A 19933-nucleotide genomic window follows, 5' to 3' on the forward strand; every position below is an offset into this window, starting at 1 on the left:
GCCGTCGTGCGGCTTTGTTTTTATGAACGGTCCCCGCGGTATTCGGTTCTTGCATTAAAACCCTCCGCGCGAAGCGAAGACAGCCTGCCGCTCCCTCCGGACCAGCCGACCGTCCGGCATTCGCCGGGCAGCAGCGTCAGTCCGTTGTCAGTGAAACGAACCAGGCTACCGTCATCGTCCTCTGCCGTAAGCCACAGCTCGACCGCGGCGACGGTTGATTCGTTGTATACCAGAACTTCGCGGTCCCCAGCGGGGGCGGGCATGACCGTCACGGCTCCCGCCTCGGGAAGCGAACGCAGCGCTTCCCAGGCGAAGCTGCTATCCGTCGTCGCGTACACATACGTCGTCTCAGCGAGCGTCCGGCCGTCCGCAGCCGCGGCTTCAAGCCGCAGCAGGAAGACCCGCTCCGCCAGCTCGGGCACGCTCAATGCGATCGCCCCGAGCTCCGCGGACCCCGACGGCAGCGGGAAGGCCGCATATTCCCGCTCTGCGATCGTTGCGCCTTCGAGGGTTAAGACGGTCGCGCGGACGACGGCACCGGCTGCCGGATGCAAAGCTTCGTCATATTCGGCGTGAAGATAAATGTCCGCCCGGAACTTCTCGCCCGACAGGTAGCGCGCCTGGTCGTAGCGAGCCGATACATGCAGCGGCGCGAACGCTTTTTTCAACGCGTAATAAGCGGGCTTCGGCATGCCGTCGTACTCCAGAACCGACGTGTTCGCGTTATTCGGAAACGGCTCGTTGCCCATCCACACGAGGAACCCGGACGCTTGCGGCGCGCGCCTGCGCGTAGCTTCGGCCGAATACCGAAGCGACTCCTTTTGCAAAAATCGGCTGCAGCGCGCGAATTCGTCCAATTCGTCCTCGTCGCGGCGCCATGGCCCGAACGATTCGCTGACGGCATCCCACGGCACCCACCAGCTGCCGCGATGCGTCCAGTACGGATTGTCCGCGGTCGGCGGCCACACGTCGCATGTGCCGCGCAGTCCCCGGAGCAGACCGGGACGGGATGCGCCCGGCGTACCGGTCTCCGAACGGAAGAGCGCGTCGTCCCCGTTGAAAAAGGCGTAGTGTCCGGGACTCCCGGCATAGAGCCACGGGCCGTGCACGTCGTGATGGACGCCGCGTCCGAAATCCTTCGCATCCGCGCAAAACGTCGGCCCCGACGCGCTGGCCGGCAGAAACCGCCGGCCCGGATCGAGCTCGCGGATCAGTCCGGCCAGCATGGCGATGTTCGCGTGACGCTCGTCGACCGGACGGAAGCCTTCCCACATCAATTCGTTGCCCCCGCACCAGATCAGCAGGCTCGGATGCGCCCGCTTCTCGCGCACGGCGGCCGCCGTGACGGCCGACAGCATCTCAAGCAGCTGCGGATCGTCGGGCGGGCAGTTGTCGAGCGCGCTGGACGATTGGAGCAGTTCCTGCCAGACGAGCAAGCCCCGGCGATCGCAATAATCGTAGAACGCGGGCGTTTCGATCAGGCCCCCGCCCCATACGCGCAGCACGTTGACGTTCATGTCTGCGAGCGGGTCGAGCTGGGTCCGGTAGTCCGCCTCCGTCACTGCGCCGTAATAGGGAGAAACAGGCACCCAGTTCACGCCGCGGAGAAAAACGGGAATGCCGTTGACGACGGCCGTGTAAGGCAGCGCGTCAGCCGGCGATCCCGGATTCGCCCGCCACTCGATGCGGCGGAAGCCGATCGTCCTGGCCGCCGCGTCCATGATGCGACCTTCGCAGTCGCGCAGTTCGACGCGCGCCCGGTAGAGCGGCTGCGCGCCCATGCCGGCAGGCCACCACAGGCCGATGCCGGACACTATGGCCGCAAGCGCCAGCCGCGCGGGACCGGCCCGCAGCGTCTCTTGCCGGCGCGCTTGCCAGATCGTGCGGCCCTCCGCGTCCTCGAGCGCGTACAGGCAATCGTACGCGCCGGGCCGCATAACCTCGAGCTCCGTTCGGAAGCTCACCGCGCCCTGCCCGGCCTCTTCCGCAGGCACGGCCTCCGGGTAGAAGTCCCGGACGGCCGCGCCTTCGTAGGTGCGAAGCCGTACGCTCCGCCAGATGCCGACGGCGACCATCCGCGGGATCCAGTCCCACCCGTAGCCGAAGCGCGCCTTCAGGTGACGGATCCGCGACGAGTAGCCGACCTGGCCGTCCAGCTCCGGCGGCCGCCGGAACATCACCTGCAGCAGATTCGCGCCGTCCGGCGCCAGGCTGCCCGTAACGTCGACGACAACCGGCAGGAACGTCCCCTCGAAGTCCGCCGCCTTCCGTCCGTTCCAGAACACGGTGCCTGCATAATCCAGCCCTTCGAACACGAGCTCGCAGCGATCCCGTTCCCAGCCGTCCGGAATTTGTACCGTCTTCGAATAAATCCATTCCCGCTGCGTCACCCACTCGCCGTGCAGACTGTCCAGGCCGACGAACGGATTCGCCATGCGTCCGGCTGCGAGCAGATCCGTCTGCACGGAGCCCGGCACCGAGGCCGAAAGCTCCGCCACGGCGGGCAGGATGGAAACGCCGAGCTCCATGGACAGCCGCGGCTGCCATTGGTTCGGGTACCAGCCCGTCAGCCGCCAATCCGCGCCGTTCAGACACAGCTCCAAGGCAGCTTCGGGGGCCATCCCGCAGTCCGCCCCCAAGGCGACGCCTGCGACAGGCGCCGGGGCCCGCTTATCCCTTTCGCTCAGATTGACGCCGTCCGCAATGCCTGCATCACTTGCCATCTTTCCTCATCCCTTCTTCTTATCGCCCGCCAGCGCGATCCGCTCGGTACCGGCCCCCGTCGCCGTCGAGGCTTCCACCCGGTACATGCCCGCCTGCCAGCCCTTCGTCAGATGGAGCACAGCCTTGAAGCGGCCGTTCGCATCTGCGCGTACCCGCTCCTCCTGGGCGATGCCGCCGATCGTGACGCGAACGTCGGCTTTGCTTGCAGCCTTGCCGCCGGCCGTCTTGACCGTTCCTTCCACCCGAACAATCCGGCCCGCGCCTTCGACCTCGACCGACGAGACGACGACGCGGTCTCGCGCCGCGACCGTCCCCGGCGTGCCGGCGATCAGACTGCGGCTGCGGCTGTCGCGGACAATCGTGTGCAGGCTGCCGTCCAAGGCGCGATACGTGGCATAGGTTTCGACGGGATACAGGTATACGGCATCCAGCTCCGCATCGGCGCCGGCGCTTCCCAGGACAAGCGTGCCCGCCCCTTGCGTCAGACTCGCGGAACCAAGCCGTAGAACGGCGATCCGGCCGTCCGTTCCGGCCAGCTTCGTCTTCATAGGAGCAGATCCGTTAAAAGCAGCCGACATTGTCGCGGCCTTGCCCGGCGCGCGCTGAATGACGCTCGCGTAGACGTCGTATTCGCCCGTCGCCGGCACCTCGACGGCGAAGCTGCGGCTCGCGCCTGCCGTCATCCGAACGTAGCTGCCCTGCGACAGCCCCATGCTGCCGTACCGGATTTCCGGCACGCTCATTCGATAGAGCTTGGTCAGCGTGACCGTCGCATAGCCTTCGTGAGGCAGCGGATTCGTCGACCGATTGGAAAATCGGATGCGCAGCTTGGCCGTCCCTTCCGGTATTTGCGCTTTTGGCGTCGTTTTGACCGACGATTGTCCCGAATACCACATCCGGCTGGCGTACGTCATCGCGCTGTCGTCGGCGAGCAGCGTCGTATGGCCTTGGGCGTCGACCGCCAGCACCTCCGCCGCAAGATCGGTATCGAACTGCAGCAGCGCCGCAAAATCCAGCTTGACGGAGTCTCCCGGCTGCAATCCGTCCGGACCGCCGATCGGCACATCGCGGTACAAAAGCCGTCGCCGTAGATCCGCACGTTGTTGTGGCCCGTCGCCTCCACGAAGATCGCCCGCTTGCCGAACCAGCCGGGGTATACTTCCGCTTCTGCATCGGAGGACGTCGCATCCGCGTAAACGGCGGCTTCGTCCGTGCTCGGTATGCTGCTTTGCTTGCGGAGCGCCCGGGCAGGATCGTTCAAGCCGAGGTCCGCCACCGCGATCTCCTCGTCGTCTCCCGCGCCCTGCCGGTAGAGCTGCTCGGCCTCGAGCGTCTGAACGCCGCGGCCCTCCACCTTCGTTGCCGTCATCAGGCGCGCTGCGGCCGGCACCCGCTTGATTCGCAGAATCGCCCGCAGCGCTTCGTCGACCGACTCGGCGCCGCTGTTCGTATTCACGCCGCCGTCGGTGACGCCGTCGAACGCCGCGCCTGTCTCTTGGTCGAACATGGCGACGCCGTCGCGCGTATCGCCGGTCCACCAGGCGGCGGCGATCCCGGCCAGTTCGGCGTACTTGTCTTTGCCCGTGATCCGGTACAGCGCCAGCAGATTTTCTACATAGCTTGCCGTGCCGTAATTAATCTGCGGATAAGACGCCTTGTTCGGCGCCAGCCGGTACGCTCTGCCCGAGATCAGCAGGTCGCTCAGGAAGCTGTCCGCCGCTTGCTCGGCCGCCTGAATCCAATCGCTTCTCCCGCTCAGCCGCCCGGCGATCGCCATCGCTTTTACCTGGATGCTCCCCCATTCGTACCAGCTGCCGTCGCTGTGCAGGAACGCGGAGAGCGGATAAGTGTTGAAGTCGCCTTCCTGCGACATCGCCACGCCCTCGCCGAGCATCCGGATGAGCGTTAGCGAAGTGTTCTTCTGCGCCCCGGCAGGCAACGCCTCCTGATGCTGCGCCAGCGCCGAGATCGCGGCCGCGATCAGCCAGTTGTCGCTCTGCAGAAGCCATGCGGGCACTTTTTTGCCGTCAACGGTGTTGTACTTGCCGTAAAACGGCTTCACCAGCTGCCGGACGCGCTCGAGACAGAGCGCCGCCCGCGTCCGCACCTTCGCCGCGAATGCCGCGTCCTTAGCTTCAAGCACGGGCAGCGCCGTCGCCATCGCCTCGTAGGCGCGGACCGCCCAGAAGCTGAAGCCGGTGAACGAAGAATGGCTGTCCTTTTTATAAAGCTTCCCTTGGGCATCCTCGGCCAGGAAGTTGTCGAAGTCGCCTTCCGGCGATTGCATCCACATGGCGAACGACAGTCCGCGCTTGATCATGTCGTAGCTGTAAGCATCGCCGTACGTCTTGTAATGCTCGACATAGACGAGGACGGCGCGGGCGACGTCGTCGAGCGCGGCTACCCCCTCCTGCGGATCGCCGACCCATTTGTAGCCTTTGCCGAGATCGTTGCGATCGACGGGTTCCGCGTACAGATGCGAGATGAACATCGGGATCCCGTCTATCGCGATTTTCTCGTTCATGAATCGGACGTGATCGAAGTTGGCATAAACCTCGGCCGGATCCTTCAAGGCGAATTTGCGAAAAAAGGAGGCGTCCTTGCCCGTCAGTTGGCCGTCCCCGTCGTAGTCCAAATCCCCGATAAAAGAGCCGCGTTTTATTTTGGCTTGCAGAAAGGCGAGGTCCGCCGCGTCCACGCTGCCGCTGCCGTCCAGATCGTAGCTGCGGTGATCCCGCATGGCCGTCACCTGGACGTCCGTCACGCGGATCGGCGCGGTATTGTCGTTGTGCAGCTCCACTCAGAGCTGGGCCGCGCCTTCCGGGACGGACGGACCCGACTCGTCGCGGACGACGTTCCATGCGCCGCGCTTAACGGCGGACAGATCCGAGATCTCGAGCAGCGTGTTCGCGCCGTCGTTCACGCGGGCCGTCACGGAGGACGTCAGCCTCGCGTCCGGGCTAAGCATCAGCCTGAGCGAGACGGCCGGCTTGTCGCCGGCATGAGGCTGACGCTCGCCGCTGCCGACCGGGAGGCTTCTCCATACGGCCGAGCCCGGCTGCATGACCAGCGCCGACTTGCGCGAGACGGCGCCGCCGCTCGACCAGTCCGAGGTATCGACAAGCGGCGTCGCGAAATCCGCATTGGCGACCGGGTACGCCACTCGCGTGCCATCCTCCCTCACGCCCCACAGCTTGACGCGATGGACGTCGATCTCGCCCTTTGTATCGTTGTGCAGCTCCACGTAGATGACAGGCTTGCCCGCACCGATCTTGCCGCCGGCATTGATCGTTTTCGTCGTCAGCTTGACGGCTTCTCCTCTTGCGGCATCCGAGAGATCGTTGACCTCCGCGAGCGCCGGTCCGCCGTCGTTAATCCGCAGCATGACGTTCGCATCGTCGCTTGCGTCGGCGCTCAAGGTCACTTCCACCTCGCCGTAGACAACATCGCCTGCCGATGGGCCCTTGCCGTCGTTCGTCACCGGAATGCCCTGCCAGACGGCGCTGCCCGGCTCCATGGCGAGATAATGCTCCGTCTCCGCGACGCCAGCGCTGTCCCAAGTACCTGCGAGCGGCGATTCGAAGCCTCCGTTCGGCATGTCGTAGACAACGGACTTCTCTGCCGCCGATGCGCGGGAAGCATCCCAGGCTCCCGACGGTAATGCCAATGCGGCCGCGATTGCGATGGCCAACGTTCCGGACGTCCATTTGCGCAGCACAAAATACCCTCCTTCGTTTGGTTGCATGGCTTAGTCAAGACATGAATCCGCTTACAGTCAGGAACGGAAAACGAAATCAGATGCGTGGGCAGTGAGCAAAGCGAGTCGATTGACTAATTTACTGTAAGTCTTACATAATTACTTACATTTTGATTATAGATTCTTTCTCTCGCCGCTGTCAACCGATCCGATTGGTCAGCATACTACGCATACCTCGAGTCCGTTATCCTCCAACGTACCGCAAGTCCCAACCGCCATTTGCCCGGATCACGCGCCCCAGAGCCAGCAACCGTTACACATCAATCCTTTAAAATCGCTATTCTGCAAGGACCTGCGGAACGGACAGAGGATCCTTTATTCTTGCTGCCGCTCCCATTTGCTGCCCGCTCGCGGACACAGGGGCCACTATTCACGGGTTTGTCGGCCTTTTTCGCCATCCTCCGAGCCAATAAAGTCTCTCCAGTCCGAAACGTCCGCAATCGGATCGATTTTTACGAAATAGCGTCTTCCGTGTCCAGTACCGTCCGACTAACTCGCTTTCTCCAGCGGCCAACAGCCGGCTGCGGCGGGTGATGGGTAGTGTTTGATGCCGAAGGGTTGACGGACGGCAGGTGACGGACTGTGATGGCGATGGCGGAGTGCGATGGCGGTGGCGGAGTGCGATGGCGGTGGCGGAGTGCGATGGCGGTGGCGGAGTGCGATGGCGGTGGCGGAGTGCGATGGCGGTGGCGGAGTGCGATGGCGGTGGCGGAGTGCGATGGCGGTGGCGGAGTGCGATGGCGGTGGCGGAGTGCGGTGGCGGAGTGCGATGGTAAGTGGCGGTTGACGGTTGAGATTGGCGATTTGCGGTTGGCGGTTGGCGGTTGGCGATTGACAGGGAACGTTGGCAGGTGGCGGAGGGGCCGGTGGGACAAGCGGATGTCGGCGACCGATAGTTGTTAAAAAGCAGTTATTTTGTGCAAAACTGTGAGTGATCCACCCGATAGTTGCCGAAAGGCAGTTATTCTTCGGAAAAATGCTGCCGCAAACGTACAGCGGCCAGATTAGTTGCCTTTTACCAACAATTTGCGGCGAGCGCCTTCCCAGTGGGCGGATTAACTGCTTTCTGACAACTATTTTTCTCGCGTCAAAAAAAGCCGGACCTCGCGGTCCGGCTCCATCTACAGCAGCTATTCGCTTTGTCGTGTAAAGCCCGCTTAATCGCGCGCTTCCCTCTCCAGCATTCGAGTGGAAGCCCGGACGACCAGTTGCACGTCGTACACTTCGTCAAGCAGCTCCGTCGCCTGCACGGCGCCTTGCATGCGATCGATCAGATATCGGGCGGCCGCCATGCTCATTTGCTTCACGGGCTGCCGGATCGTCGTCAGCGGCGGGAACAGGTCGGCGCTGCCCGGCACGTCATCGGCGCCGACGATCGAGAGCGCTTCGGGAATCCGCACGCCTTTGATGCGAAAATGTCTGTACAATGTCGGCACGAAATGATCGTTCGCTACGAACAGCGCAGTCGTGGACGGATAGCGGGACAGGTAGTGATCGATCTGCGCGCATCGGTCCGCGTCTTCGAGATCCCGCACGCGAATGAGATGCTCTTCGCCGAAGTCCCGCAGCCCGCAATCGGCCGCGGCTTCCCTGGCCCCGGCAAGCCGTTCGTAATGATCCGGCGACGTGAACTCGTCGACGATCGCGATATGGGCATGTCCCATGGCGGCCAAGTGCTGGATGGCGGCATATCCGCCCTTCCGCTGATCGGCGCGGATGCTCGGCACCTTGGCGGATGGCAGCCGGTTGAATACGAGTACGGCCGGCACGGCCGATGCCAGCTCCGCAAAATGCTCCTCCGTATAGGGAACGGTCGTAAAGATGGCGCCCCCGATCCCCTTCTCCGCAAAGTAGGCCTGCAGATCTTCCTTTTTCTTCGGCACATCCTCCAAGGCGCATAGCTTCACGCTCATCCGTTCGGCGAACGCAACCTCGCCGATGCCGGTGATGATGCTGCTCTCCACGGGAAGAGATCTCGTCGACGTGAAAAAGGCCAGCTCCTTGGGCCGCTGAACGGAAGCGCCGAGCTTGGGCGAGAAATCATGCCGGTCCATGATCTGGAGCACGCGATCGCGCGTCTTGACGTTGACGGCCTCCGGCTTATTCATAACGCGGGATACGGTGGCGATGGAGACGCCCGCTTCCTTTGCGATATCGTAAATATTCATCGATTTGTTGCTCCCGTTTTAAATCCATTATAGCATCGATCATGAAAGACTTACAAACACCTGCGATATTCCTATCATTTCCACTTGCAGTATCGCGTTCTAGAAACAGGCGCTTGACGGCCGCGCATAACAAACTTTATGATATTTTACGAAAACAAAGATGTAACTCTTTCAGAAACAATAAAGGAGAATGTCGTTACCCGAGCTTGAGACGCTGCGGACTCCAAAAATTGAAAGCGCAACCAAAGGAGGAAAAGATCATGAAGCACTTAAACAAGGCGATCGCCCTCGCCATAACCGGTTCGCTGCTCGCCGGCTACGCGCCTTCCGCTTATGCGGCCACCAAAACCGTCGACTTCGCCAACTTTCCGGTCAACTTCGCGCACCTCAACTGGCAGGCGGTCACTTCGCACTCGGCCGCCTCCGGCTTCTCCTATGCGCTCGGCTCGGGCAACGGACAGCGTACCAATCAGCACGGCGTCTCCTGGCCGGACAGCGCCTATTACGACACGGTTCTCGGCAGCGGTGGTTATACGGCCGTCAACGGTTGGCCCATGAAGTCCCTTGTCCTCTATGCGACGGAGAAAAACGGCAACTGGCTGGCGAACGGCTGGAACTACACGCAGGATATGGCGGAAGGCGCCAGCGCGGTCGACGATTCCGCCCGGGCGGCCATCGCGCTGGCCGACGATTACTTGCTGAACGGCAACCTGACGTCCTATCAAAGCGCGCGGGATCTGCTCACGTTTACGGCCTATATGACGACTTTAAGCGGCAAGGTATACAATTTCGCCTGGCTGGACGCGCCCGCGCTGTTCGGCTGGGACCCGGTGCAGCAGGGCGTCGACAAGCACTTTATGTACCGGTCGGAGTTCGTCAAGCGCACGCAGTATCCGTCCGCGCTGCCGAACGGCGACTGGATGGACGCCGCCTCGGACCCTTCCCATATTTTGAAGAACGCCTCAAACCAACCTGTCGCCGCCCCGCCCTTTATCTCGCATCCGAAATACTCGATTTACATGGACGACCTTCGAGATCCGACAGGCGCCGATATCGCCCCCGTCTACGACGGTCCGCTCTATACGACCGCATCGGGCGGCGTCACCGGCTACAAGACCGGCATCAAGAAAACCTGGACCACCAGCACGCACGAGATCGGGCTCGACGACGCGCGTAATTTATGGGCGATGGTCAAAGGGCTGCATATGCTGCAAAAGCTCAAATACACGAACGGTTCGCTGACTGCCGACCAGCTCTTTTTCGCCAAATTCCTCGAAAATCATATCCAGCGCATGATGAACAACGTGCTCGCTTACAACTTGTCGGGCTTCGACTCGAAAATGGCCAGCAACCTGCTTATCGCCTTCACCGATTATTACAGGCTGCTGTACGGCACGACGGATTACGGCACTTATACGCCCGTCCTTCCGGCCAACAGCAACACGACCGCGACCTATGACGACCGTCCGTCACAGAGTACTCTTTACGCGCAGATCGACGTGCTTCTGAACAGCATCACCGCCAAGCAGCTTCACACGACCGATTGGAGAAACGGCATCTTCGTCGACGACGCGACCGCCGGCAATTGGTACGCTTGGGGCGAACTCCAAATCTACGCCCTCTCCAACGTGTATGCGATGAAGCGCTCAATCGGCCAAACGCCGGCGCAACTGAACGGCCTGCTGGATATCATTACTTATTCGGCGGACAACTTCTACGGCCTCGAAGCTTATCACTATATCGACGGCGTCAACAACTTCAGTCGCACCAAGGAGCGGATCACGCAGATCGTCGGCTGGAACGCGCAGTTTCATACGAATTCCGGGCAGTTCGCCTACCAGAACTCCTCGCTTGTCGTCGGGCTTAAGGCGCTTGCCGAAGCTTATTACTTGTCGGGGCGGTCGGACGCGGCGGCCAAGCGGACGCAGTATCTCGAGTATGCGAAAAGAGTGGCGACCTGGTTCATCGGCAATAACAACGCGCTGGCGGATATGTATGACGGGGCTCCCGGCACGGGGACGTATAAAGGCCAGGGGGCCGTGTTCGACGGCATCACCGTCAACGGCGGCGTGCCGACGGTCAACCGCGGAGCCGGCGGCGAATCGTCCGCGGAAGGCCTGTGGGCGATGATCCATATCAAAAAGGCCATCTCGCAGTATGGCCTCTCTTCAAGCTTCTCGTTCGATTATTAAGCGGCGGGGTCGCAAAATAAGAAGATCGCCTTCGCCCGGCCGGAAAGGTTCGGGGGGAGGCGATCTTTTTGGAGCGGCAGCCAACTTTGATTCATCGCTTTTTCGTCTTCAGGACGCGGATACGCCGGCGGATCGAACGCTTGCCGCCTTGACCAGACTCCCGCAAGTCGCCAGATGCATCGACTCGTGCATCAGGCCGAAGTTGAACAGCTCGCCCGCAAGGCGGAACGTAAGCGGTCCGAACCGCAGCGGCGACGGCAGCGGCTCGTTCAGCCGGGACGGCGCGATCTCGTCGAAGGACGCGAGCTGGAGCGCCATGATCGCGAGCAGTTCCTCTTTATCCGGCGGCGTCGCGGTCCAATCCGCAGGCTTCGTGCCGGAGTTAAAGAAGGCCGCATAAGAGGGCGGAATAGCCGACTCGGCGGAAAAGCAGAGCGACCGGTAAGCGTCCATCCAATAGATCAGATGGCCCGCATTCCAACGTATCGTGTTGTTAAAGCCCTCGGGACGGATGTCGAACAGCGATTCGGGAATCGCTTCGATCGCATCCATGGACAAGCGTCGGACGGTTTTGGCGGAATCGACGATGATCGTGGACATGAATCATACCTCCTCGGCGAATGGGCGGAATCTGAAACTGACCTCATTTTACCTCCGTTCACAGGTACCATCAATGCAGCCGCCCTTATCGAATCGTTAAGCGAAACTTAACGATCAAACGTTGACACAAGCGAGGCTCGCGCTTGAAAATAAAGGGAATGGCGGATGGATGCCATAAGTTCGCGTACGGGAAGCGGGGATGGAAATGGAGCTGAAGCAGCTTCAATATTTTATGGCTGTCTGCGAGGAGCTTCACTTCTCCCGGGCGGCCGAGCGGATGGGCGTGAGCGCGCCGAATATCAGCCAGCAAATCCGGGCGTTGGAGGAGGAGCTCGGCGTGCTGCTGTTCGACCGCATCGGCCGAAAAATCGTGCTCACCGACGCCGGCGCGATCCTGCGAGAGCATGGCTCCGCCGCCCTCGGACAGCTGCGGCAGGCGGGCGACGCCATCGCGGATCTCAAACACAAGCAAGGCGGGGCGCTCTCCATCGGCGTCCTGCCCGGAGACGCGGACCTGTTGTTCGACGCGCTGCTGCTCGATTTTCACCGTGCCTACCCGCAGGTGTCGGTATCGCTGCTGGAAACGATGAAGGTGACGGAGCAGGTGCTCGACCGCAGCATCGATATCGGCGTGACGATCGGTCCCGTCGCCGACGAACGTCTGACGACGATCCCGTTGTTCCGCGAGGAGTTCGCGCTGGCCGTGAACAGTCGGCATCCGCTCGCGGCCGAGAGCGCCGTACCTCTCGCCAAGCTGGCGTCGCTCAAGCTCGTCCTGTTCCCGGGCGATCATCAATGCCGCAGGCTGCTCGAGCAATACTGCCTGGAGCAGGGGTTTCGCGTGCAGCCCCATTTGGAAACGACGACGCTGGCCTCCCTGCTGCGAATGGTCGAACAGGGCTTCGGCGCCTGCGTGCTTCCCCGCCTGCTGCTGGAAAACCTGGATGGCGCCAATATACGAACCTTGCCCCTGATTCAGCCTACGCCGAGCCAGGATATATGCCTTGTCTACCGCAGCGACAGATACGTCGGCTATGCGATGCGGACCTTCATCAAGACGCTGCGCCATTATATCGAGGCCGCGATCCGGCACGCTAAAATTTCGTAAACAAAAAGCCGCATTCGCGCGCCTCCAACGTGGCAGCGAATACGGCTTTTCATCGATTGTCACGTCTATTTCGACGCCTCTTCCTTCAGCGCCTTCAACCGCTTCATGACGTCGTTCGCGCCGCGGCCGAAGTAGTCGTGCAGCGTCCGGTACTCCGCGTACAGCCGCTCGTATACCGCCACGTTCTCGGGGATCGGCTTGAACGTCTCCTCCCGCACGCGCGCCATCGCCTTCGCAGCGTCCACGACGCTGTCGTAGCCGCCCTTCGCCGCGCCCGCCGCCACCGCCCCGAACATCGCCGCGCCCACCGCCGGCGTCTGCTTGGAGTCCGCCACCTTGATCTCGCGGTTCGTTACGTCCGCATAGATCTGCATGAGCAGCGCGTTCTTCTGCGGCAGCCCGCCGCAGGCGTACACTTCCTCGACAGGCACGCCGTTGTTGTGGAACGCGTCGATAATCGTCCGCGTCCCGAACGCCGTCGCCTCGAGCAGCGTGCGGTACATTTCCTCCGGCTTGGTCAGCAGCGTGTAGCCCACGACGACGCCCGTCAGGTTCGTGTCCACGAGCACCGAGCGGTTGCCGTTCCACCAGTCCAGCGCCACCAGGCCCGTCTCGCCCGGCTTGTACTGCGCCGCCCGCTCCGTCAGCCACTGGTGAACGCCGACGCCGTCTTTTTCCGCCGCTTCCTTCACGTACGCCGGCACCGCTTCCTCGACGAACCATTCAAAGATATCGCCGACCGCCGACTGCCCGGCCTCGTAGCCCATATAGCCCTCGATGATGCCGTCTTCGACGACGCCGCACATGCCCTCGACTTCGACTTCTTCCTTGCCGAGCAGCATATGGCAGATCGACGTGCCCATCGCCATCACGAGCTTGCCTTCGTCCACGACGCCGACCGCCGGTACCGCCGCGTGCGCGTCCACGTTGCCGACCGCGATCGCCGTGCCTGCAACTAGGCCCGTCAGCTCCGCCATCTTTGCCGTCAGCTCGCCGGCCTTCGAGCCGAGCGGCTTAATGTCGCCGCGCAGCTTGGTCGAAGTCAGGTTCTCGAGCCGGGGATCGAGCGCCTTGAAGAAGTCCTGGCTCGGGTAGCCCTCTTGCTTGTGCCAGATCGACTTGTAGCCGGCCGTGCAGCTGTTGCGTACGAACGCGCCGGTCAACTGCGAGATGACCCAGTCTGTCGCCTCGGTGAAGAGATCTGTCGCCTCGTACACTTCAGGCGCCTCGTTCAAGATCTGCCACACCTTGGCGACCATCCACTCCGAGGAGATCTTGCCGCCGTAGCGCGGCAGGAACTTCTCGCCCCGCTCCGCCGCGATGGCGTTCAGGCGGTCCGCCTCGTCCTGCGCGGCGTGATGCTTCCACAGCTTGACCCAGCCGTGCGGATTGTCCTTCCACTCCGGCAGGAAGCACAGCGGTGTACCGCCCGCATCTACGGGCAACATCGTGCAGGCGGTGAAATCGATGCCGAGGCCGATGACGTCCTCCGCCGCTACGCCGGATGCCTGCAGCACGGCCGGCACCGAACGGCGCAGCACCTCGAGGTAGTCGTCCGGGTGCTGCAGGGCCCAGTCATGGCCGAGTTCGATGCCGGAAACCGGCAGTTTCTCGTCAATGACGCCGTGCGGGTAAGGCGTGACGTGGTCCGCGATCTCGTGGCCGTTCGACAGATCGACCAGCACCGCGCGTCCCGATTGCGTGCCGTAGTCGACGCCGATGGCGTATTTTGCGCTCATTCTTGTTCTCCTTTGCGGACAGTTGCCGTCCTGCCGTTCAGCATCGCGGTGAATTCGGCCAGCGACGCGGACGCCGCGCCGCAGCCCCAGTCGAATATCGTAAACTCCCCGAGGCCGTCAACCGGCGTGCCGTCGTGATGGTTGAAGTTTTCCATATGGAAGCCGTATTCCCGCGTCCCGAAGCCGGGATGCACCCGCTCGTACAGGCGCTTCACGACGTCGTTTTCCGGGCAATACATCATGTAAAAGGAGGCTTCCATCGCCCGAAGCGCCCGTATGCGATAACGCTCGTCGCCGGTCAAGTTCGCGTAAGAGAGATACGTGAGCGCGAACAGGCTCTGCCTTGCGTCGTTCCATTCGTCGTCCGTATTCATGACGCCGAAGCCGCCGATCGTCGGCACCGGAATATACGGCGGCTGCCAGATTTGCTGGTAGAGCGAGGCTTCCGCGAGCACCTGCTCGCCAAGCGCCAGCCAGCTCGCTTCGCCGCTCGTCTCGTACAAGTCCTTGAACGCCTCGGCCGTCCAGTATATGCCGAAGTTGCATTGGTTGTACAGGCCGCTGCGCGCGTCCCGTTCGCCGTACAGCTTGCCCGCCCATTGCCTGGAGCAGGACCAGTACGTCTCGAAGTCCTCCCAGCGGCCTTCGGGCAAAATATGCGCCGCAACGAACCCGCCGCCTCGAGCAGCCGCTTCGATGCTCCGCGCGTCGCCTGTCAATTTCCCGTACAGACATAGCAGCATGACATGCGCGCTCGTCTCCGGGCTGACGGCCAGGAAAGGAGACGCCTCGCGCGTATCGGGCCGCACCCAGGCGGGAAAGCCGCCGTCCTCCCGCTGCAGCGCCAGCAGCGCTTCGACGTAGGCGCCGACGTACGGCAGGATGCGGGCGTCGGGTCCGACGTCCCGGTACCACTTGAGCAGCCAATAGCAGGTCCAGGACGAATCCAGCAGATGGACGAAGTCCTCGTGTCCGTGCGGCCTGCGCGGTCCGGACATGTACCAGCGTCCCGTCTCCCAGTTTCCGTCTTCGCCTGCCTGATAGTAGCCCGGGAACAGTCCTTGCGTCTGCGGCGCGGCCAGCGCGAAGTTCAGCGCGAGTCCCGCCTTGGCGAGCCAGTCGTCGCGGTCGACGCGCAGGCCCCAGCTCGCATAACCGTATGCGCTGCGCAGGCCGCAGAACCAGGCCTGGTTCCACAGGCTTTTGGGCTCGCGCCAGCTGTCCTCGCGGCCGCCGCCCGGCTGCTGCCGCGCCGTCACGAGGAAGGCGACGCCCCCAACCTCCGCGCCGCCCAGCTGGAACTGCTGCCAGCTGACGTCGCCCCACCGCTCGAACGCCCAGCCGTAGGCGTGGTCGACGTAGGGCCGCAGCGCGGCGATCTTTGCCTCGAAAAGCGCGGCATCTTCTCGCGCAGCCAAAGTACCTGCCCGTGCGCGCGCAACCGTCCATGAAGCGTCGTCCGCGGCTGTGTCACCGGCCGTTGCCCTTCCGGCAGCCAACTCCGGCTTGGTGGCCGTTGCCGCACCTGGGTCCGCACCGGGCGCCATCCGCCGTCCGGCGTCCAGCGTCCACAGCAGGCGTTCGACGCGCCGGAAGTCCCGCCGCGCGGCGCCCGCTTCTTTGCGCCAGGAGGCAAGGCGCAGTCGCACGCGCAGTGCGCGGTCCAGCGTGCGGACCCGGGGCGTCAGCCGGTAATAGACATGGCCCTCTTCCTCGTAATCGCATCCGCCGTACATCAGCGTGCGGTCGCCCGCCGTATAGTCGCAGACATGCGGCAGCAGCCGCTCGCCGCCGACGCTATCCAGATCCGGCAGCAGTGCCGTCATCCGCGCATCGTCCTCGAAGACGATCGCCGGCGAGCGGAACGCTTTGTCCCCGATCGCCATGCCGTCTTCGGGCGACAGGTGCGGCTTCCAGACGCAGGCGAGCGGCGCGACGACCGGCAGCAGCAGTTGCCAGCCCGCGAGCGGGAGCGTCCCGCCCGCAGGGGGTGCGAGCTCGATGTCCAGCGTCGCGAGCTCCAGCGTTTCCGTGCCGGCATCCGCATCCGGGACGCCCCGCCTCTCGCGGCGGACCGTCAGCGTCGCGGTGGCGCCGTCAGCGAGCCCCGCCTGCAGAGCGCCGGGCGTACCCTTCGCCTCGCGCCACACGACGGGCGGCACCTCGCCGCCCGCGCCCGAATCTTGGTCGCTGCCGGCAGCCTCCCGGGCCGCCGAACCCGCCGCCGCCTCCGCCCACTTGAACGTCCATTCTCCCGTCAGCCACTCCGGAAAGCCCGTTAACATTGCCGTCATCCTTTCACCCCGGACATCGTAATGCCCTGAACGTAGTATCGCTGCAGCAGCACGAACACCGCCAGAATCGGCACCGAGCTGATCGTCGTCGCCGCCATGATCTTGCCCCACGAGATGCCGCGCAGCGACTGGTAGGAGGAGATCGCCACCTGGATCACCTGCCGTTTCTCTTCGTTGATGACGACGAGCGGCCAGAGGAACGAATCCCACTGGTTCAGGAACGTCATGATGCCGAGCGTGATGAGCGCGGGCACCGCCGCCGGAAGCACGATCACGGTGAAAATGCGCGGCCAGCGTGCGCCGTCCATCCGCGCCGCGTCGAGGATGTCGCGCGGGATGTCGGCGAAAAACTGGATGAGCATAAAAATGCCGAACACCCAGACGATCTGCGGAAAAATAAGCGCCTTGTAGCTGTTGATCCAGCCGAGGTCCCGCATGAGCAGGTACTGCGGGATCATGATCACTTCGTACGGAATGACGAGCGACGACAGGAAGAGCGCAAGGAGGCCTTTTTTTAAAGGGAACCTGAGCTTCGCGAAAGAAAAGGCCGCCATAGCGTTGATCAGCAAGCCGGCCGAAGTAACGACGACAGCGACCGATAGCGTATTGAGCAAATATCTTCCGAACGGCTTGGCCGGGTCGAGGAAGATGTCGCGGTAGTTTTGCAGCGTCCAATCGACCGGCAGAAACAGGCCGCGGCCGAGCTCGGTATAGCGGAAGATTTCTTCGTGCGTGCGGAACGAGCTCATGACCATCCAGTAAATCGGGAACAGGGAAACGACCGCCGCGAGCATCAGCGTCGCCCACCGGAGCGTGAAGCCGATCGGTTTTGTCATGTTGCGCCTCCTTCTAGTACTCGACGTCGCTGCGGAACAGGCGCAGCTGCACGGCGGAGATCGCCAGCACGAGCAGGAAAAACAGGAACGCGGCCGCGGCGGCGTAGCCCATGTTCATCTGCTTGAAGGCCGTCTCGTAGATGAAATGCACGACCGTGCTCGTCGAACCGGCAGGCCCGCCGCTGGTCGTGATGTAGATCGGAATGAAAATTTTGAGCGCGTCCATCGTCGTGATGATGACGACAAAGGCGAGCGTGCGCTTCAGCAGCGGAACCGTCACGTAATAAAAGCGCTGCAGCGGACCGGCCCCGTCGACGTGCGCCGCCTCGTACAGGTAGTCCGGGATATTGTTCAGCCCCGCCAGAAAGATGACCATGACGAAGCCCATCGCACGCCAGATGCAAAGGATGATGATGCCCAGCATCGAGATGTCGGGATTGGACAGAAAGTCGAGGACGGGCAGCCCGAGCCCCTTGAGCACGATGTTCAGCATACCGTAATCCTTGTTGTAGATCAGCCTGAAGATCGTCGAGGCGATCGCGAACGAGACGGCGACGGGCAGGAAGTACACGGTGCGGAAAAAGCCGACGCCCCTGAACCTGCGCTGGATGAGCAGCGCGAGGCCGAGCGAGATCGCGGTCTGCACCGGCAGCACGACGACCGTGAAGTAGAACGAATGGCGCAGGCTCGCGAGGAAGGTCTCGTCGCCAAGCAGCTTGCCGTAGTTGCCGAAGCCGGCGAACGCCGAATCGGCGGAGATGAGGTTGTAGTGGCGGAAGCTGATCCACAGCGCCTGGAGCATCGGGTAAAAAATGAAGACGGCGAGCAGCGCGAAGGCCGGCAGGATGAACAGCAGCGCGGCCTTGGCCTCCTGGCGCTCGTAGGAGGCGGAAGGGCGCTTGGCCGGCTTGCTGGATCGCGCTGATTCTGCCGCGCCTGCGATTGCCGCAGAGCTTGCGGATGCAGCGGAGCTTGCGAGTCGGTGCGTTCTTGCGGGTCTGGTCATACAAGATCCCTCCTTCTGCGGATGACCGCGGGCGGACATGGCAAGGGCAGGGTCGGTCCTGCCCCCTGCCCCGAAATGGATTATTCCTTGCCGAGCGTGGCGATGCCGTCTTCAATCTTCTTGACGGCCTTGGCGAGCGAGCCGTCGACGTCGGCATTGCCGAGTCCGACGTCCTCGAACAGCTGGCGGATCGCCTCGCTGATCGCCGGGTAGGCCGGCGTGACCGGACGCGGATGGCCGTACTTCGCGAGCTGCTCCGCGTAGATGTTCATCGGATACGCCTTCAGCTCGTCGAACGCGTCGAACGTCGACTGGCGGGCCGGCAGGTTTTTCGTCTCCTGGTACCAGACCTTGGAGCCTTCGACGCCCGTGACCCAGTTAACGAATTCCCATGCCTCGTCCGGATGCTCGGACTTGGACGTGATCGCCATGCCCCAGCTGCCCGTCGTGCCGATCATCTTCTTATCCTTCCAGAGCGGCGCGACGTCGTAGTCTTCGCCTAGCTTGAAATTCGGGAAGTTCTGCTCCTGGTACTGGAACGCGAACGGTCCGTCCACGTGGATGGCGACCTTGCCGTTCCAGAACGCGTCCTGCGGCAGCTCCTTCGGGGATACCTTGTCCGTGTTGAACAATCCCTTCCAGAACGTCAGCGCCTTTTTCGCTTCGGCGGAATCCAGATAGCCTTTGGCGGTCTTGCCGTCCGGGCTCAGAATCTCCGCGCTGGCCTGCCAGAGGAACGCCATCTCCGAATACGGCGCGCCCTCGTGGCCGACGAAGCCCCACGGCGTCGGGTTCCAGCCGTAGACGCCCTTGGCCGGATCATTCAGCTTCTTGGCGGCGTCCAACACCTGGTCCCACGTCCACGCCTCGTCCACGTTTTTGGACGGGAGCGGGAGGCCCTTCGCCTCGAACATCTTCTTGTTGTAGAACATGACGATCGTGCCCTCGTTGTTCGGCGTGGCGTACATCTTGCCGTCGTAGGTGAGGCCCTCGATAACAGGCTTCAGCAGGTCGTCCTTGTTCCCGTCCTTCGCGAAGTAATCGTCGAGCGGAATGATCGCCTTCTGCGCCGCGTAGGACGCCAGCGTCGGCGCGTCGAGCGCCATGATGTCGGGCGGGTTGCCGCCGGCGAGCGCCGTGCGGATCTTGGTCTCGTACTGATCGTTCGGGATCATCTGAAAATCGATCTTGATGTTCTTGTGGCTCTCCTCGAACGAGGCGATCAGCTTCTTCAGCGCCTCAGCCTCTGGTGCGTAATCGTGACGCCAGAAGGACAACTCGACAACCTCGCCGTCCCCTGATTGCGAGCCCGACGCGCCGGCTTCGGCGTTGTCTTTGTCGGAATCGCCGCAGGCGGACAATCCCCCTACAGCCAGCAGCATGCCGAGCGCCAGCGGCCATTTCTTTTTCATGCGTACCCCTCGCCCTTCGATAGTTTGGCTTGCAAGTTCATGCTACCACCGCAGGCATCGCGCCTGAATCCGCTGAGCTCGGTTGTTGGCATGCGAT

Annotated in this window: 12 protein-coding genes; 2 read left to right on the plus strand and 10 right to left on the minus strand. The window is 62.7% G+C overall.

Annotated elements, in window-relative coordinates; all coding sequences use genetic code 11:
* Window positions 1–20: 20 nt before the first annotated feature.
* The 4 genes from ACFOTD_RS21405 to ACFOTD_RS21420 form a co-directional block, all read right to left on the minus strand.
* Entirely contained in the window at window positions 21–2723 is a 2703-nt protein-coding gene (locus tag ACFOTD_RS21405; RefSeq protein ID WP_378121969.1) for a glycoside hydrolase family 2 protein, read from the minus strand.
* A gap of 911 nt (window positions 2724–3634) precedes the next feature.
* Window positions 3635–5524, minus strand: coding sequence for an EF-hand domain-containing protein (locus tag ACFOTD_RS21410; protein WP_378121970.1), 1890 nt, complete (start codon window positions 5522–5524; stop codon window positions 3635–3637).
* Window positions 5525–6442 (minus strand): hypothetical protein, encoded by a 918-nt coding sequence (locus ACFOTD_RS21415; protein ID WP_378121971.1) that lies wholly within the window; start codon window positions 6440–6442, stop codon window positions 5525–5527. It lies immediately after the preceding gene.
* Between the two features lie 1196 nt (window positions 6443–7638).
* Window positions 7639–8649 (minus strand): LacI family DNA-binding transcriptional regulator, encoded by a 1011-nt coding sequence (locus tag ACFOTD_RS21420; RefSeq protein WP_378121972.1) that lies wholly within the window; start codon window positions 8647–8649, stop codon window positions 7639–7641.
* A gap of 260 nt (window positions 8650–8909) precedes the next feature.
* Between ACFOTD_RS21420 and ACFOTD_RS21425 the strand changes: the two genes are divergently transcribed.
* On the plus strand, window positions 8910–10841 hold the full coding sequence (locus ACFOTD_RS21425) for a hypothetical protein (RefSeq protein WP_378121973.1): 1932 nt from the start codon (window positions 8910–8912) through the stop codon (window positions 10839–10841).
* 108 nt (window positions 10842–10949) lie between these two features.
* Here the strand turns inward: ACFOTD_RS21425 and ACFOTD_RS21430 are convergent, their stop codons facing one another.
* Window positions 10950–11441, minus strand: coding sequence for a DinB family protein (locus tag ACFOTD_RS21430; RefSeq protein ID WP_378121974.1), 492 nt, complete (start codon window positions 11439–11441; stop codon window positions 10950–10952).
* A gap of 205 nt (window positions 11442–11646) precedes the next feature.
* Here ACFOTD_RS21430 and ACFOTD_RS21435 point away from each other — a divergent pair, with 205 nt between their 5' ends.
* Window positions 11647–12549, plus strand: coding sequence for a LysR family transcriptional regulator (locus ACFOTD_RS21435; RefSeq protein ID WP_378121997.1), 903 nt, complete (start codon window positions 11647–11649; stop codon window positions 12547–12549).
* 65 nt (window positions 12550–12614) lie between these two features.
* On the opposite strand, the gene ACFOTD_RS21440 is transcribed toward ACFOTD_RS21435, so the two are convergent.
* From ACFOTD_RS21440 to ACFOTD_RS21460, 5 genes are all read right to left on the minus strand, one after another.
* A complete protein-coding gene (locus tag ACFOTD_RS21440; protein WP_378121975.1) occupies window positions 12615–14288 on the minus strand; it encodes a ribulokinase in 1674 nt (557 codons plus the stop codon).
* A complete protein-coding gene (locus tag ACFOTD_RS21445; protein ID WP_378121976.1) occupies window positions 14285–16582 on the minus strand; it encodes a hypothetical protein in 2298 nt (765 codons plus the stop codon). The genes ACFOTD_RS21440 and ACFOTD_RS21445 overlap by 4 nt, the downstream gene beginning before the upstream one ends.
* Window positions 16579–17418, minus strand: coding sequence for a carbohydrate ABC transporter permease (locus tag ACFOTD_RS21450; protein ID WP_378121977.1), 840 nt, complete (start codon window positions 17416–17418; stop codon window positions 16579–16581). Before ACFOTD_RS21450 ends, ACFOTD_RS21445 begins: the two co-directional genes overlap by 4 nt.
* A gap of 13 nt (window positions 17419–17431) precedes the next feature.
* Entirely contained in the window at window positions 17432–18424 is a 993-nt protein-coding gene (locus ACFOTD_RS21455) for a carbohydrate ABC transporter permease (protein ID WP_378121978.1), read from the minus strand.
* An 80-nt stretch (window positions 18425–18504) separates the two neighbouring features.
* Window positions 18505–19836 carry an ABC transporter substrate-binding protein gene (locus ACFOTD_RS21460; protein WP_378121979.1) on the minus strand — a complete coding sequence of 444 codons (1332 nt, stop codon included), beginning with the start codon at window positions 19834–19836 and terminating at the stop codon, window positions 18505–18507.
* Between the last annotated feature and the right edge of the window lie 97 nt (window positions 19837–19933).

The organism is Cohnella sp. GCM10012308, assembly GCF_042649185.1.
Lineage (GTDB): Bacteria > Bacillota > Bacilli > Paenibacillales > Paenibacillaceae > Cohnella.

Coding starts and splice junctions, on each gene's coding strand:
- ACFOTD_RS21455 (WP_378121978.1), bottom strand. CDS start 18,424: ATGACCAGACCCGCAAGAACGCACCGACTCGCAAGCTCCGCTGCATCC.
- ACFOTD_RS21450 (WP_378121977.1), bottom strand. CDS start 17,418: ATGACAAAACCGATCGGCTTCACGCTCCGGTGGGCGACGCTGATGCTC.
- ACFOTD_RS21435 (WP_378121997.1), top strand. CDS start 11,647: ATGGAGCTGAAGCAGCTTCAATATTTTATGGCTGTCTGCGAGGAGCTT.
- ACFOTD_RS21460 (WP_378121979.1), bottom strand. CDS start 19,836: ATGAAAAAGAAATGGCCGCTGGCGCTCGGCATGCTGCTGGCTGTAGGG.
- ACFOTD_RS21425 (WP_378121973.1), top strand. CDS start 8,910: ATGAAGCACTTAAACAAGGCGATCGCCCTCGCCATAACCGGTTCGCTG.
- ACFOTD_RS21440 (WP_378121975.1), bottom strand. CDS start 14,288: ATGAGCGCAAAATACGCCATCGGCGTCGACTACGGCACGCAATCGGGA.
- ACFOTD_RS21405 (WP_378121969.1), bottom strand. CDS start 2,723: ATGGCAAGTGATGCAGGCATTGCGGACGGCGTCAATCTGAGCGAAAGG.
- ACFOTD_RS21445 (WP_378121976.1), bottom strand. CDS start 16,582: ATGACGGCAATGTTAACGGGCTTTCCGGAGTGGCTGACGGGAGAATGG.
- ACFOTD_RS21420 (WP_378121972.1), bottom strand. CDS start 8,649: ATGAATATTTACGATATCGCAAAGGAAGCGGGCGTCTCCATCGCCACC.
- ACFOTD_RS21430 (WP_378121974.1), bottom strand. CDS start 11,441: ATGTCCACGATCATCGTCGATTCCGCCAAAACCGTCCGACGCTTGTCC.